The organism is Xanthomonas vasicola (assembly GCF_000772705.2).
In the GTDB taxonomy this organism is placed as follows: Bacteria; Pseudomonadota; Gammaproteobacteria; order Xanthomonadales; family Xanthomonadaceae; genus Xanthomonas; species Xanthomonas vasicola.
On sequence record NZ_JSBW02000024.1, the window covers coordinates 1 to 14,843 of the forward strand.

The 14,843-nt window shown below is 60.9% G+C and carries 13 protein-coding genes; 4 read left to right on the forward strand and 9 right to left on the reverse strand.

From position 1 onward, the window contains the following. Positions 1 to 252 precede the first annotated feature (252 nt). The 8 genes from hslU to NX05_RS04985 form a co-directional block, all read right to left on the reverse strand. On the reverse strand, positions 253 to 1,620 hold the full coding sequence (hslU, locus tag NX05_RS04950) for an ATP-dependent protease ATPase subunit HslU (RefSeq protein ID WP_039435341.1): 1,368 nt from the start codon (positions 1,618 to 1,620) through the stop codon (positions 253 to 255). 100 nt (positions 1,621 to 1,720) lie between these two features. Then, entirely contained in the window at positions 1,721 to 2,272 is a 552-nt protein-coding gene (gene hslV / locus NX05_RS04955; protein WP_026112384.1) for an ATP-dependent protease subunit HslV, read from the reverse strand. Between the two features lie 424 nt (positions 2,273 to 2,696). After that, positions 2,697 to 3,614 (reverse strand): tyrosine recombinase XerC, encoded by a 918-nt coding sequence (gene xerC / locus NX05_RS04960; RefSeq protein ID WP_039435344.1) that lies wholly within the window; start codon positions 3,612 to 3,614, stop codon positions 2,697 to 2,699. Between the two features lie 193 nt (positions 3,615 to 3,807). Next, positions 3,808 to 4,479, reverse strand: a complete 672-nt coding sequence (locus NX05_RS04965) for a DUF484 family protein (protein ID WP_010376017.1) — start codon at positions 4,477 to 4,479, stop codon at positions 3,808 to 3,810. Then, the gene (gene dapF / locus NX05_RS04970) at positions 4,476 to 5,330 is read right to left on the reverse strand and encodes a diaminopimelate epimerase (protein WP_039435346.1); all 855 of its coding nucleotides are present in this window, start codon (positions 5,328 to 5,330) and stop codon (positions 4,476 to 4,478) included. Before dapF ends, NX05_RS04965 begins: the two co-directional genes overlap by 4 nt. Then, positions 5,320 to 5,556, reverse strand: coding sequence for an LPS translocon maturation chaperone LptM (gene lptM / locus NX05_RS04975; RefSeq protein WP_039435350.1), 237 nt, complete (start codon positions 5,554 to 5,556; stop codon positions 5,320 to 5,322). The genes dapF and lptM overlap by 11 nt, the downstream gene beginning before the upstream one ends. 57 nt (positions 5,557 to 5,613) lie before the next feature. After that, the gene (locus NX05_RS04980) at positions 5,614 to 6,012 is read right to left on the reverse strand and encodes a YbaN family protein (RefSeq protein ID WP_039435351.1); all 399 of its coding nucleotides are present in this window, start codon (positions 6,010 to 6,012) and stop codon (positions 5,614 to 5,616) included. A 363-nt stretch (positions 6,013 to 6,375) separates the two neighbouring features. After that, positions 6,376 to 8,481, reverse strand: coding sequence for a S9 family peptidase (locus NX05_RS04985; protein WP_039435353.1), 2,106 nt, complete (start codon positions 8,479 to 8,481; stop codon positions 6,376 to 6,378). A 109-nt stretch (positions 8,482 to 8,590) separates the two neighbouring features. On the opposite strand from NX05_RS04985, the gene NX05_RS04990 reads away from it, so the two are divergent. After that, positions 8,591 to 9,811: a pyridoxal phosphate-dependent aminotransferase gene (locus NX05_RS04990; RefSeq protein WP_052239632.1), complete on the forward strand. Its 1,221-nt coding sequence runs from the start codon at positions 8,591 to 8,593 to the stop codon at positions 9,809 to 9,811. 17 nt (positions 9,812 to 9,828) lie between these two features. Here NX05_RS04990 and NX05_RS24705 read toward each other — a convergent pair whose 3' ends face one another. Beyond that, positions 9,829 to 10,320 carry a hypothetical protein gene (locus tag NX05_RS24705; protein ID WP_230597909.1) on the reverse strand — a complete coding sequence of 164 codons (492 nt, stop codon included), beginning with the start codon at positions 10,318 to 10,320 and terminating at the stop codon, positions 9,829 to 9,831. Between the two features lie 645 nt (positions 10,321 to 10,965). Between NX05_RS24705 and NX05_RS05000 the strand changes: the two genes are divergently transcribed. The 3 genes from NX05_RS05000 to NX05_RS05010 all read left to right on the forward strand — a co-directional run bounded on the left by NX05_RS05000 (position 10,966) and on the right by NX05_RS05010 (position 14,541). Next, entirely contained in the window at positions 10,966 to 12,780 is a 1,815-nt protein-coding gene (locus tag NX05_RS05000; RefSeq protein WP_039435355.1) for a protein adenylyltransferase SelO family protein, read from the forward strand. After that, positions 12,770 to 13,201 carry a toxin-activating lysine-acyltransferase gene (locus NX05_RS05005; protein ID WP_039435371.1) on the forward strand — a complete coding sequence of 144 codons (432 nt, stop codon included), beginning with the start codon at positions 12,770 to 12,772 and terminating at the stop codon, positions 13,199 to 13,201. The genes NX05_RS05000 and NX05_RS05005 overlap by 11 nt, the downstream gene beginning before the upstream one ends. Before the next feature lie 62 nt (positions 13,202 to 13,263). Continuing rightward, positions 13,264 to 14,541: an MFS transporter gene (locus tag NX05_RS05010; RefSeq protein ID WP_039435374.1), complete on the forward strand. Its 1,278-nt coding sequence runs from the start codon at positions 13,264 to 13,266 to the stop codon at positions 14,539 to 14,541. The last annotated feature ends 302 nt before the right edge of the window (positions 14,542 to 14,843 follow it).

A 14,843-nucleotide genomic window follows, 5' to 3' on the forward strand; every position in this document is an offset into this window, starting at 1 on the left:
GTGTACGCATGGGCGGAAATTGCAAGAAACCAGCCTTCAGCGTAGCGAACACTGGTAGTTTTAGCACGCCGGTGCAGACATCAAGGCCTTGCGGTCGTTGGGTGGTTGGGGTTTTTCAGGGGCGACTTTTTAGCACGCGTCGCAGTGCCGATCCGCACAAAGGTTTGCCTTGTCAGCGTGGCCTGTTGCAAACAAAAGACCCGCCAATGGCGGGTCTTTTTTATCGCGCTCGTGGATTGCCATGCAACGCTGTCAAAGGATGTAGCGGCTCAGGTCCGGATCCTGCACCAGCTCACCCAGCTGCGCGTCCACATAGGCAGCATCGACAGTGACGCTCTGCCCGTCGCGGTCCGGTGCTTCGTAACTCAATACATCGAGCAAACGTTCCAGCACCGTGTGCAGGCGACGTGCGCCGATATTTTCCTGGCGTTCGTTGACCTGTGCTGCAATCTCGGCCAGCCGATCCACTGCGTCAGATGCGAATGTGAGAGACACGCCTTCGGTCTGCAACAAGGCTTCGTACTGCTTGATCAAGGCCGCCTTGGGCTCGGTGAGGATGCGCACGAAATCGGCCTTGGTCAGCGCGGTCAATTCCACGCGGATCGGGAAGCGGCCCTGCAATTCCGGAATCAGATCGCTGGGCTTGGCCAGGTGAAACGCGCCTGATGCAATGAACAGGATGTGGTCGGTCTTGACCGTGCCGTACTTGGTCGACACGTTGGACCCTTCCACCAGCGGCAATAGATCACGCTGCACACCTTCACGACTGACATCGCCACCATTGGAACCGGCTTCGCCGCGCTTGGCCACCTTGTCGATCTCATCGATGAACACGATACCGTGCTGCTCGCAGGCTTCGATCGCGGCGGTGCGCACGTCGTCTTCGTTGACCAGCTTGCCGGCTTCTTCTTCAATCAACAGCGGGCGCGCGGCCTTGATGGTGAGCTTGCGCTTCTGCGACTTGCCGCTGCCCAGATTGGAAAACATCTGGCGCAATTGCTGGCCCATTTCTTCCATGCCCGGCGGGGTCATGATGTCCATGCTGGCGTTGACGGCGACTTCCAGTTCGATCTCGCGCTCGTCCAGCTCGCCGTTGCGCAGCATGCGGCGGAACTTGATGCGGGTTTCGTTATCCTGCGACGACGGTTCGTTGCGCGCCGCTTCCGGGTCGAAACCAATACCGGCTGCACGACGCGGCAACAGCGCATCCAGAATGCGATCTTCGGCGCGTTCTTCGGCCTGGTTGCGCACACGCACCTTGGCCTGCTCGCGATACAGCTTGACCGAGGTGTCGGCCAGATCGCGAATGATCTGCTCTACGTCCTTACCGACGTATCCCACTTCGGTAAAGCGCGTGGCTTCCACCTTGACGAACGGCGCATTGGCCAGCGTGGCCAGACGCCGCGCGATTTCGGTCTTGCCCACGCCGGTGGGGCCAATCATCAGGATGTTCTTAGGCATTACTTCGTTGCGCAGCTCTTCCGGCAACTGCATCCGGCGCCAGCGATTACGCAGCGCGATGGCAACCGCACGCTTGGCGTCGTGCTGGCCAACGATATGACGGTCAAGCTCCTGCACGATTTCGCGCGGAGTCATTGTGGCGGTATCGATATTAGGCATTAGAGATTTGGGATTCGTAAAAGCGGAATAGGAACGATCGATGTATATCCGGGCGGAGGGAAAGGAGCGCTTTTGCGAATCCCCAATCCCGAATCCCGAATCACAGCTCTTCAACCACCACATTGCGATTGGTATAGATGCAGATATCGCCAGCAATATTGATTGCTTCGGTGGCAATGGTCCTGGCATCCAGCTCGGTGTGCGCCAGCAGTGCGCGTGCGGCCGACAAGGCGTACGAGCCGCCAGAACCAATGGCGATGATGCCGTCTTCCGGCTCGATGACATCGCCGGTGCCGCTAATGATCAGCGAGGTCTCTTTATCGGCTACGGCCAGCAGCGCTTCGAGCTTGCCCAGGCGGCGCTCGGTGCGCCAATCCTTGGCCAGCTCCACAGCGGCGCGGGTCAGCTGGCCGTGTTTGTCGAGCTTGGCTTCGAACAACTCGAACAAGGTAAACGCATCGGCGGCAGCGCCGGCGAAACCGGCCAGCACCTGACCCTCGCGCCCGAGCCGACGCACCTTGCGCGCATTGCCCTTCATGACCGTATGGCCAAGAGTGACCTGGCCATCGCCAGCGACGGCGACATGCCCACCACGTCGAACCGAAATGATGGTGGTGGCGTGAACGATATTGGGGTTCTGGCTAGGGTCCATGGATCCTCCGGGGGTTTCCAAGAAGGTGGGGACGCCCCTGCCGGGTTCAAGCGCGCTGCGGCGAAGCGCCGCAGGCCGGACCGGCGCACTCACTTGCGAGACAGCAATTGCTGTTGTGTGCGGCCGAGCGGGTCGCAACAAGCAGATCACGATAACGCGTGAGCTGCACTTGCGCTTGCACTCGTACTTGCACACGCACCCCCGCTCCGCGCCCCAGCCCGCGCTTGTGGCGCGAGCGCTCCAAGGCACGCGCGCCAATGGCGCGCAAGCAGCGCCCTCTCGCCCCCGGGGGAGAGGGGCTTTGAGCGCGCCCCTCAAACGTCACTTGCGCTGGATACATGCATCACCTGCTGCGTCTATGACGTTCGATCATGCATGGCACTGCGACGCTTCCAATCTCTGATCGTTGCTTACTGCTTAGCGCTTACTCGGCAGCTTTCTTGCGCTTGGCACGCGGATGCGCGGCATCGTAGACCTTGGCCAGATGCTGGAAATCCAGATGCGTGTAAATCTGTGTGGTGGCGATATCCGAGTGACCCAGCAACTCCTGCACGCCGCGCAGGTCGCCGGACGATTCCAGGATATGGCTGGCGAAACTGTGGCGCAGCATATGCGGATGCACGTCCTTGAACATGCCCTGGCGCACAGCCAGTTGCTTGATGCGGATCTGCACCGCGCGTTGCGAAATCGCACCGCCCGCACGCCCTGGGAAGACGTGCGTGTCCGCGCTTGCACCACTGTCGCGCAGCCACTCGCGCAACGCGGCGATCGCGTGCGAGCCCACCGGCACCAGGCGCTGCTTGCTGCCTTTACCGAGCACCATCACCAAGCCGCTGTCCAGGTCCAAATCGCGCCAGCGCAACGCGCATAACTCGCTCAGACGCAGTCCGGACGAATAGAACAATTCCAGCAGCGCGCGATCGCGCAGGCCCAGTGGCGCATCGGTCGGCACTTCTACCAGACGCACCGCTTCGTCGGCATCCAGCACCTGCGGCAACTTGCGCGGCGACTTGGGTGCACGCATCGCCGCCGCCGGACTGGATGCGATGCGGCCATGCTTGAGCAACCAGGCGTAGTAACTGCGACATGCCGACAAACGGCGCTGCAGACTTTTGGGCGAGAGGCCGCGTCGATGCTCGGCTGCAACGAATTGCCGCAAGTGCGCGCTATCGAGCTGCGCAGTGTCGGGTGGCGTGACAGTTTGCTGCGCGCCGTCTTCGGTGTTGTGCTCGGCCGTCCAGGCGACCAACGCGGCAAGGTCGCGCCGATACGCGTCCAGCGTATGTGCCGAGACCTGCCGCTCGACCTGCAGATAGCTCAGGAATTCGTCGACCGATGACATGTCAGCGCGCTCGATACCACGGTGTGGATGCCGTCATCCGCTTGCGCAGATCGCCCAGCAACATGCATGCAGACCTTGCGCCTTGCAGTTGCAGAAATTCTTCAACAGCCGCCACCACCTCATACTCCCCGCTGCCAACGCAACGCCACTATCGGCAACGTGTCGCCAACCGCGAGGTGCGCTACAGCCAGCATCACACGTCGAAGCGTTGCAATGCCACGCTCAGCGATTCGCCCATCATGCGCAGGAACAGCGTACCCATGCCGGGATAGAACCGGTTGGCGTCGCTGCTCCCCACCGCGATCAGGCCGATACCCGGCAGCGGCAACAGAGCGGTGGATTGCACGTCGCTGGCCTGGGCACCATAAAGCAGCGCGTGTTTGTCGGCTTGCAAGCGGCCGCAAATGGGCTCGCCATCGCTCAGGCAATCGCGAAACGGAGCCAGCCGTGCATCATCGGTTGCGATGATCTGCAGCCAATCGGCGTCCAGCGCATCAACCGGCTTGAGCAACACCAGCCGCACCAGTTCACCATTGAAATCTTCCGCCAGCGAGGCTGCCATCGCCTTGAGCGTGTCGGCCGCGCTGGTCTGGCGCATCAGCGCCAGCGTGAGTTGGTGCGTGCGCACTGCCAGCCGCTCGTTTTCCTGCGCATTGCTGCCCAGCTCATGCAGGCGCCGCGATAGTTCGCGGTTCTTGTCGCGCAGCACTTCGAGTTGGTAGGTCGCCAACGAAGCGGTGGGGCCGTCGTCACGCGGCACCAGCAAGCTCACCGCCAGATCTGGGAACTGCTTGAGGAAGGTCGGGTGACGTCGCAGCCAGGTGGCCACTTCGTGTGCGCCGAATTTGTCCGTGTTCTCGCTCATCCGTTCCATTCTCCATCGAAGACGAACACCGCCGGGCCGGACATGACCACTTGCTCGTGGTCGCCGGGCCAACGAATGCGTAGCTCGCCACCTGGCAAGGACACCCGCACGTCGCGCTCGACGCGGCCGCGCTGCATCAGCACCACCGCAGCCGCACAGGCGCCGCTGCCGCAGGCCAGCGTTTCGCCAACGCCGCGCTCGAACACGCGCAGACGCACATGTGCAGGGTCGACCGCCTGCACAAAACCCACGTTGACCGAATTGGGAAACGCGGCGTTCTGCTGCAGCAATGTGCCAACGCGCTCGACCGGTGCCGCATCCACGCGACCGACTTCGATCACCGCATGCGGGTTGCCCATCGACACTGCGCCAAAACGCACGGTCTCGCCGTGCACCGGCAGCGCATATTCGTCGCGTGCATGCGCAAACCCGGCCAGCGGAATCTGTGTGGGCTCGAACTGCGGTATGCCCATCGCCACCGCATAGCGGCCGCCGTCAAGGTGCTCGACCGCATGCGCGGTGACCGGACTATCGATGATGAAATGCTCGCCCTGGGCGGTGCCATCGCGCACCAGCCACGCGGCGACACAGCGCGCACCGTTGCCGCATTGGCGTGCGGCGGAGCCATCGCAATTCCAGATGCCATAGGCCGCCACGGCGCCTTGGCTGCGCGGCGCTTCGATGGTCAGAATCTGATCGCAGCCCACCCCGAAGTGGCGGTCGGCCAACTGCGCTGCCAGAGCGGCATCTGGCGGCGGCGTGCCGTCGCGCAGGTCCAGCACTACGAAATCATTGCCGGCGCCATGCATTTTGGTGAAACGCAGACGCCCGCTGCGACCGTCAGCGCTCATTGCCGCTGCTAGCGGGCTGGTCTGTGGTGGGTGCAGGCTGGCTGCTGCTGTCCACGGGCGCCGGCGTGGACTCATCCGCGGGCTGCGGCTGCGGCACCGGCTGGGCTTCTACCGGCACCGGCTTCTGCGGCATGACCAGCGGGCCCTTGTTGCCGCAGGCGGCAAGCAAGACAAAGGTCGCACCAACCAGTGCGAGACGAACAGAGGGTCGGGACATGATGCTCATGGGCCGAAGTATAGCCAGAACACGGTTACGGCCGTGCGCTTCGCGCATTTGCAATGTTCAGTGCGCGCCAGGTAGCGTGCGCGGCGGCGGTTCGGGGCGCAGCCACAGCCAGATCGCCACCACCGCCATGCTGGCAATCGACAGGCACTTGGCCCAGAACACCGGCACGCACCACAGCATGATCGCAGCGCAGAGCGCCATGGTCAGCGTCGCCATCCACTTGGCCCTGCGGCTGACCGCACGATAGGTCTGCCATTCCACGATCGCCGGGCCGAAGCGCGGATGCGACAGCAGCCAGTGATGCAGGCGCTCGGAACCGTGTGAGGCGGCCCAGGCCGAGATCAGGATGAAGACCGTGGTCGGCAGACCGGGAACGAAGATCCCGACAATGCCGGTCGCCAGGCTGGCGTAGGCCAGCAACCACCAGGCCCAGCGGAATCGAGTCGGTCGCGTCATGCGCAGATGATACGGCCAGCGATGAGGTTTGGTGAGTCGGCCCTGCGCCGGCAATTGTGACCGCCGCAGGAGGGACGATGTGCACAGCGGGCAGCCATGCAGCACTGGGGTCAGATGTGGCATGGCGCCCAGCCTCGCTGCGGTCAGAAACACACACCATTGGCAGCGACACCGGCCTGCGGTGCTCGGCTCGCTCTAGGGCGACGCAACGAACGCAGTCAACCGATTAAGGAAAAGCCAGACATGGAGCGGAAGATGGACGAGATGCTAGTCGCTCTCGTCCCAACGAGCGGCGAGCTCCCAGGCCCCAGCCATCCGCTCTAACCAATCCCAAATCCCGACCCCCCAATCCCAGCCCTCCAGCTACTTCACACCCAACTGATCCAGCACGAACGCATACGACTCGGCCAGCTCGCGATAGCGCCGGAACCGGCCGGATTTGCCGCCATGCCCGGCTTCCATATTGGTGCGGAACACGATCGGCTGGGTACCCGTATTGTCATCGCGCAACTTGGCCACCCACTTGGCCGGTTCCCAGTACTGCACCTGCGAATCCCACAATCCAGTGCCCACGTACAGCGCCGGGTACGCCTGCTTGCGTACATTGTCGTACGGCGAGTACGACAGCATGTAGTCGTAATAGTCCTTGGTTTCCGGGTTGCCCCACTCGTCGTACTCATTGGTGGTGAGCGGAATACTGGCGTCGAGCATGGTGGTGACCACATCGACAAACGGCACCTGCGCCACCATCACCCGATAGTCCTGCGGGGCCATATTGGCCACTGCGCCCATCAACAAGCCGCCTGCGCTACCACCGGACGCAGCGACGCGGTCCTTGGCCGCGTAGCCATGTGCGACCAGGCCGCGGGTGACATCGATGAAGTCGTTGAAGGTGTTCTTCTTGTGCAGCAGTTTGCCGTCGTCGTACCACTGCCGGCCCATTTCCTGGCCGCCGCGGATATGCGCGATCGCATACACCACGCCGCGGTCCAGCAGGCTGATTGCCGGCAGATTGAACGCCGGGTCCATCGACATGCCGTAGCTGCCATACGCGTACTGGAACAACGCTGCGCTGCCGTCCTTCTTGAAGCCCTTTTTGTAGACCAGCGACACCGGCACCTTGACGCCGTCGCGCGCGGTCACCCACACGCGTTCGGTCACGTACTTGCTGGCGTCGTAGCCGATCACCGGTTGCTGCTTGAGTAATTTGCGTTCGCCGGTCTGCGTATTGAGCTCGTAGGTGGTCGCCGGCGTGGTCAACGAGGTGTAGCTGTAACGCAGCCAGGCGGTATCCGGCTCGGAGTTGACCGACAACCCCATCGAGTAAGCTGGTTCATCTGCCCTGACGTACTCATGGCTGCCATCGCGCTTGAGCAGGCGCACGCGCTCCAACCCGCCGGAACGTTCTTCGATGGCGGTGAACCCATCGAACAACTCGAAGTTTTCGATGTAGACGCTGTCGTCGTGCGCCACCCAATCGGTCCACTGCTTGCGCGTGGTCGCATCGGTGGGTGCGGTGACCAGCTTGAAGTTCCTGGCGTTATCGGCATTGGTGCGGATCACCCAGCGGCCATCGAAATGCTCGGCGTGGTATTCCACATCGCGCTCGCGCTTGGCCAGCACCTTGAAGGTATCCGGCTTGGCGGCCAGCGCATAGCGCGTTTCCGAAGAAACCGTGCTTTCAACCTCAATGGTGATGTATTTGTCGTCGCGGGTGCGGCCGAGGCTCATGTAGAAGCTGTCGTCCTTCTCTTCGTACACCAATATATCGTCCTTGGACGGTGTGCCGAGCACATGCTTTTTCACACGCACGGTGAGCAGCGTTTCCGGGTCGTTTTCGACATAGAACAGCGTCTTGTTATCGTCCGCCCAGACCACGTTGGCCGACACACCTTCCACGGTGTCCGGATAGAGTTCGCCGGTGTCCAGATTCTTGAAGCGGATGGTGTATTGACGGCGGCCGACAGCATCGTCAGCCCAGGCAAGGATGCGGTTGTCCTGGCTCACCGCGGCATCGCCAACACTGAAATAGCCCTTGCCTTGCGCCATCTGGTTGACATCTAGCAGTATCTCTTCCGGCGCATCCATGCTGCCCTTGCGGCGCGCCTGGATCGGATAATCCTTGCCGGTTTCGAACCGCGTGTAATACCAATAGCCGCGCTCGCGATACGGCACGCTGGCGTCGTCCTGTTTGATACGCCCGACGATCTCGGTATACAGCGTCTCTTCCAACGGCTTCAGTGGCGCCATCACCTTATCGGTGTAGGCATTCTCGGCGTTGAGATAGGCCAGCATCGCCTTGTCTTCGCGCTTGTCGTCGCGCAACCAGTAATAGTCGTCGTTGCGGGTCGCGCCAAATGGCGCCTTGACCACGTGTGGGTACTTGGCAACGTCTGGTGGCGAAGGAAGGGCGGCTAAGGCGGTAGATATGGTCATCAGGCTGGCGATCAGAGTGAGGGCTTGCTTCATCAGATTGGGGTCCGTCGGATGAACGCAATGCCATCCCAGCACGTGAGTGTGGGAGAGCCTGTTGTCGGGCGTCATGTGTCCTAGGTCATGCTGGTCTATCATCGAAACGATGGATTCCAGACTCCCGCATGCATCCGGCTATAGCCGCCGCAGCCAGGACATCGCTCCCTTTCATGTGATGTCGCTGCTGGCCCGCGCCAATGCGCTCGAACGAGCCGGCCACGATGTGATTCACCTGGAGATCGGCGAGCCCGACTTCACCACCGCAGCGCCGATTGTCGCCGCCGGCCAGGCCGCATTGGCGGCCGGCAACACCCGCTACACCGCCGCACGTGGGTTGCCGGCACTGCGCGAGGCGATTGCCGGTTTCTATGCGCAGCGCTACGCATGCAACGTCGATCCGGAGCGGATCCTGGTCACACCGGGCGGTTCGGGCGCGTTGCTGCTGGCCAGCAGCCTGCTGGTGGATCCGGGTAAGCATTGGCTGCTCGCCGACCCGGGATACCCTTGCAACCGGCACTTTTTGCGCTTGGTCGAAGGCGCCGCACAACTGGTGGCGGTCGGCCCGAACACCGACTATCAATTGACCCCTGCGTTGGTGGAAACCTGTTGGAACGCCGATAGCGTGGGCGCCTTGGTGGCCTCGCCAGCAAACCCCACCGGCAGCGTGCTCTTTCCCTCGCAACTGGCTGCGCTGGCGCAGACGCTACATGCGCGCGGCGGCCATCTGGTGGTGGACGAGATCTACCACGGCCTGAGCTACGGCCTGGACGCGCACAGCGTGCTGGAAGTGGACGACAGCGCGTTTGTCCTGAACAGCTTTTCCAAATACTTCGGCATGACCGGCTGGCGCCTGGGCTGGCTAATCGCACCACCCGACGCGGTGCCGGAACTGGAAAAGCTCGCGCAGAATCTGTACATCAGCGCTTCCACGATTGCCCAGCACGCCGCGCTGGCCTGCTTCACGCCCGAGAGCATCGCCATTTTCGAAGCGCGCCGTGCCGAGTTCCAGCAGCGTCGTGACTACTTATTGCCGGCCTTGCGTGCGTTGGGTTTCGATATCGCCGTCGAACCGCAAGGCGCGTTTTATTTGTATGCCGACATCAGCGGGTTTTCAGATGATGCGCAGGCATTTTGTGCGCATTTTCTGGAGACCGAACATGTTGCGTTCACCCCCGGCATCGACTTCGGCCACTACCGCGCCAATCAGCATGTGCGCATTGCCTACACGCAGAGCCTGCCGCGCCTGCAGCAGGCGGTGGAGCGGATTGCGCGTGGGTTGAAGACCATCAGGGCGGTGGCAAGACACATGCCAACGCCATTCCTCTGACAGCACCACCTGCAGACCTAGTCGGCCGACCTACCTTTACCTGCGTCGCGATGTTCTGCGGCCGCCGACTCGATGCAACCAACGGAGCGTTTTGCGAGCAGCGCCTGCAGTTGTGCCCAGTTTCCTTCGCGCGGCCAGCCCGAGAAACTGGCGATGACATTGCCATCGCGCATCAGATAGAAGGTCGGTGTACTCCAACCATCGATCATTGGCCAGTCCGCCGCATGGCGTGCCAGCACGATGGGTTGATCCGCATGCGTCTTGTCCCACGTTTCGAGCACTTCGTAATCAAGATGCAGCCCGACCGGCGCCAGCCATACAATAGTGACGCCCCGCAGGAGCGGATGATTCCTCAGATCGCCCATGGCGCCCGTTGAAAACCTGCAGTTCGGATGCACGACCGCCACCAGGATGTCTCCGCGCAGAGGCACCTGAATTTCGCGCAGCCGCCGCTTGCCCTGATCGATGGCATAGGCGTTGGACTGGACGGTGGAGCCCGCCCTGACCACTTCGGGGACCGGTTCGAATCAAGGCCAGGATGGCGGCGCGCCAACTGCGCTGCGCCGGCGAAGCGGCGAAACTGCAGCAGCGTCTGGTGATAACGCTTCAGCACATCAGGCCCGGCGGCGGAACCGAATGCATCCATGACCTTGATCAGTTGCCGCAGGTAACGCGCGTCATCGGTGTAGTAGGCAAGGCGCTGGCTCGCCCGCGACACTGCATCCAGGCCTGCCGGCGGCACGTCGGCAAGGCGAGGCGACCACCGGCGCAAACTCAGCATCGTAGGCATCCGCCAAGCGCTGCAGGCGCTCCTTGCGGGGCAGGCTCAGGGTCACATCGTCCCGCGCCACAAGACGATCGTAAGCGGCGTTCAGCGACTCGACCTGGGGATGCGCCGCTGCCCCACAAGCAGCGACGAACACCCACACGGCGAGAACCCAGCGCCATCGTTCATGCCAATCGACATGGCATCGCCCTCCAGAGGAGTGGAGCAGGACAGCAAGCGACGTTCCCGTTGACTTCGTTATAACATGCTCGGGACCTCGATATAGAGCACCTTTAAGCAGGGTTGGGAGGATGTACTGTGAGGTTGGTAGCATCACCAAAGCCGATCGAACGCTAATTCATAACAGCTGCGGGAACAAGGATGCGAAATGCCCAATGACTACTGGGACATGGATGACAAGAACGCGCCCAACCTGTTGAACCTTGCCAGCGTGAGCACCTCGATGCTCGTGCCCTTTCCAGTGGGACAACTGCCGGATGCTTCTTTGCTCTGGCTCAATGAGCGATGGTTTCATGACTTAGGCCTCGCCATACACGACAAACCAACGCGAGCCCGCATTTCAGCGTCGTTGCTTGAGCGCTTTGCCGTGACCTCTATCGAAGCTCACTGCGTTGCCGGCAGCTTCGGCGGACAGACACTGGGCGCTGATCGCTATGGTGGAAGCGGTGGGGCAATCCACGGAGGGAGTGGCCGCTGTGGCTACGATGGCATGCTCATCGCCAAAGGAACCGGCCCCACGCCATTGGTCTCCGAGGCCCATGATTGGTCACACTCCCATGGCTGTCTCTATCTTTACGATGCCATTCGCGAGGCAGTCGCCAGCGAGATCCTCAACGCAGAACTCCCCCACGGGGCAGTCCCCATCGTTGCCATCATCGATGCCGGCTTCTCCCTGGCGCGCACCGATGCAGACGAACCGGAGCGGTGCGCCATTCTGATCAGGCCTGCTTTCCTGCGCTTGGCGCACTTCGAGCGCAGCCTGTATTTCGGAACATCAGGCAGCGCAAACAGCGATCAATTTCAAGATAGCTTGCGGGTCAAAGACGCCGTCCACTTTGCTGACCAACACGCAAAGCGCGAGGCAGGCAATCCCAATGGCTTAGGCGTTGAATTGTCTGAACTCTACCTCCGCCTCGCCGAGCAGATTGCCGCAAGTCGCGCGCATCGCCTCTGGACCGGACGCCCGACAAGCGACAACATCACATTGAACGCGCAGTTCCTGGATTTCGGTGGCTTCCGCGCAGTGCCTAGCTGGAAGCGTGGCACCGATGGGCATCGTCACTTCTTCGGCGATGAGATGCGCGATGTTCGCCACTCGCTTCCATCGCTTGCCTATTTCTTCAAGAAGTATTCCCGCTTCGGCAAGGCAATCGCCTACATCGATCAGCTGCTTATCCAGATCGAGCATCACATGGAAGCTGCATTTCTCAATGACTGTGCAGAAGCCTGTGCCTTGCCTGAGTCAAGCCCGGAGGCGTTGCATTTCAAAGCGCTCATTGCGCGCTACTACCGCGAGCAACAGCGCATTGACTATGCGTTCGATCAGCCCACAAAGCACGGCGAGCGCCACGATTGGCTCTCTGACCACATCAGAGGCAAAGCAACCCAGGGGGCTCAGATTGGCGAGGAGATCGCAGCGTTCATGCGCGCACTTCCGAACGCAGCTCTCCATCTTTGTGCCGCCAACCGCTGGCTGAGACCACGACCACGCCTTTCCTATCGCGTCTCCAAGCGCCGGGCGATCAAGCTGGTGCGGTCGATATTGGCCGATCGGTCGTCGGGACCCGAGCGGGTCTCGGCCTTTATCGCAACCGAGGTCGCGGTCTCGCGCCGTGTCTGGAAAGGCTTACCACCACACTGGCTTGTCCTGGGCTACGCAAGCGATCACGTGTCCACCGCTTTGTATTTCTTTGATACGCATCGTATGGCCTATGCAGTCCAGCTGGCGGGACCACACGTGCATGGGGGAACACTGCTCTTCGGTGCCCAAGTCGCAGATGAGACGCCAGGCATCATGAATTCTGGCCATCGAACCGTCGTGCTTGTCGATTGCGACCCTAACAGCTACCTGGTAGGTCTAAGCTTGACCGGGCGTGCATCAATTCCTGCCGCACTGATCACCTTCCCAGACGCTGCAGTTGCGGCGCAGACATTGAACTCAACCACCGCCCATGCAACCTAATGCCGTTGATGCACAGGCACTTGGCCTGGCAATGCAACTCCTGTTCAAGACTAACCGCAAGAGGTTCAGTATCGCAGCTGCCTATGTATGGCTATGGCCTGCGATTCGCCTAGGCCAGCTCGTCACGATCGAAGACGAAGATGGAGTCTGGACCGGCTACGCCTTATGGGCTTATCTGACGCCTGAAACCGCTAATCATTTGGTTCTGCAAGATCCCCCGTTCTTGCCGATTAGTGACTGGAACGAAGGTGATCAACTCTGGATCCTGGATTTCGTGGCTATGCCAGGGCATCACCGACGCCTGGCGAAGGCACTTCGGGACCGCTTGCGCCCTCACTTCAAGCAAGCGCATCGCTTGGTGCGAGATAAGACGGGCGCTATGCTTGGAACCAAGACTCACCGACTTCGCAAAGATAGCTGAGGAAGACACGTCGCTTCCTTGATACGAATGGACGAACCGAAGCGACAAGGCAGTTGCAACCTATGCACGAAGTGACATCAAGGTCGACCAAGGCCTGGACTGGATTTTTGTTCCTGGGCTTCGGTTCTGGTCTGCCCTATCCGCTGATCGGCAGCACCTTAGGCTATTGGCTCAGCGAAAAATCGCTTTCGATCGCAGTCATCGGTGCCTTGGCTTGGACCGCGCTTCCTTACTCCCTCAAATTCCTATGGGCCCGCCATCTCGACCAACGTCGTGCGCCGGTCGTTGGAAACACCATGTCGCACCGGCAAGGCTGGATTGTCTTGTCTTCGATCATGGTCGCCATCTCTCTCCTGGGCCTTGTCCTGAGCGTTGTCGTCGGTAGCCTTCCGCTGATTGCACTGAGCTGCATCGCAGCAGCCTTTGGCGGTGCCACCTTGGATGCCTCAGTCGATGCGTTTCGCATCGAACAAGAAGCAGTGCACCAGCAGCCAGCCAAGCTCCTCACTGCCTACCAATTTGGCTACCGCATTGCTCTACTGCTGAGCGACGGTCTGGTGTTCTTGCTCGCAGCGCGGCTGTCCTGGCAAGTTGCTTATGCACTTCTGCTTCCCCTGATGTTGGTGCCCATCTGCGGAACGCTCTTTCTGCGATCTCATCCCGATCGCGTCCTCATCCTAGATCCCACGGGTGCAGAGAAGCAGGGGGCTCCGTTGGTGTCGCTTCGACCCTCCACGCTCCAAGGATGGATCGCGGTGGTCGTCTTCATCGGCTGCTATCGCCTACCGGACATTCTTCTGGGTCCCATGATCAATCCGTTCTTCTATGCCCTTGGCATCGGGAAGAGTGCGGTCGGATCATTGCACATCTGGCTTGGGATCCCTGCTGCCTTCCTCGGCATTTTGGCTGCAGGCACCAGCTTGAAGCGCATGTCCTTGAGCACGACCATCCTTGTTGGCGCAGCTCTCCAAGTTCTTGCCCTCCTCGTTCTTGCATTGCTTTCGTCGAACGAGCAGTCCGCTGAACTACTTTGGGCCAGCGTTACTCTTCAAAACCTTGCCAGTAGCTATACCGGCATAGCCTTGGTTGCTTACATGTCAAAGCTGGTCACGCTTGGACGCGCAGGTGAGCACTACGCTTGGCTGACCAGCTTTTACTCCATCTTCGGCAGGGTGCTTGCCGGCTTTTCAGGCCTTGCAGTGGCTTACCTCACTACGCGCTATGGACAAAATCAAGGCTATGGCACGTTTTTCATTGGCATCTGCCTGACGTGCGTGCCCGCCCTTCTCGTCTACTCGCTAATCATTCGGAATAACTTGAAGGAGCGACCCCAGCCGTAAGTGTCATCACGCTGTTGCCTTGCAATGATCTTGGGTTCTTTACAAGAACATGTAATGCGTGAGCTCATTCGTTATGCACAGGCCGGTGCAAGAATGAACACTATTTGCTCGACGTTTGAGTGACAGCATCCAAACCATCAGTCAGCCTCATCGAAACCGTCAGCCCAGAAGCACAAGGGAAACTCTGAACAACTCCCCTTGATCCTGCGACAATCACACAGACGCAACGGACAACGACGATGCAACTGACCTTCGGCGATGCGGAGTACAACGGCAAGCGCAAGCGGACGCGGCGTGAGGTG

What these genes read in the sequence shown, in the direction of transcription:
- hslU (WP_039435341.1), bottom strand. Translation starts at nt 1,620, where the DNA reads ATGCCTAATATCGATACCGCCACAATGACTCCGCGCGAAATCGTGCAG.
- hslV (WP_026112384.1), bottom strand. Translation starts at nt 2,272, where the DNA reads ATGGACCCTAGCCAGAACCCCAATATCGTTCACGCCACCACCATCATT.
- xerC (WP_039435344.1), bottom strand. Translation starts at nt 3,614, where the DNA reads ATGTCATCGGTCGACGAATTCCTGAGCTATCTGCAGGTCGAGCGGCAG.
- NX05_RS04965 (WP_010376017.1), bottom strand. Translation starts at nt 4,479, where the DNA reads ATGAGCGAGAACACGGACAAATTCGGCGCACACGAAGTGGCCACCTGG.
- dapF (WP_039435346.1), bottom strand. Translation starts at nt 5,330, where the DNA reads ATGAGCGCTGACGGTCGCAGCGGGCGTCTGCGTTTCACCAAAATGCAT.
- lptM (WP_039435350.1), bottom strand. Translation starts at nt 5,556, where the DNA reads ATGAGCATCATGTCCCGACCCTCTGTTCGTCTCGCACTGGTTGGTGCG.
- NX05_RS04980 (WP_039435351.1), bottom strand. Translation starts at nt 6,012, where the DNA reads ATGACGCGACCGACTCGATTCCGCTGGGCCTGGTGGTTGCTGGCCTAC.
- NX05_RS04985 (WP_039435353.1), bottom strand. Translation starts at nt 8,481, where the DNA reads ATGAAGCAAGCCCTCACTCTGATCGCCAGCCTGATGACCATATCTACC.
- NX05_RS04990 (WP_052239632.1), top strand. Translation starts at nt 8,591, where the DNA reads ATGGATTCCAGACTCCCGCATGCATCCGGCTATAGCCGCCGCAGCCAG.
- NX05_RS05000 (WP_039435355.1), top strand. Translation starts at nt 10,966, where the DNA reads ATGCCCAATGACTACTGGGACATGGATGACAAGAACGCGCCCAACCTG.
- NX05_RS05005 (WP_039435371.1), top strand. Translation starts at nt 12,770, where the DNA reads ATGCAACCTAATGCCGTTGATGCACAGGCACTTGGCCTGGCAATGCAA.
- NX05_RS05010 (WP_039435374.1), top strand. Translation starts at nt 13,264, where the DNA reads ATGCACGAAGTGACATCAAGGTCGACCAAGGCCTGGACTGGATTTTTG.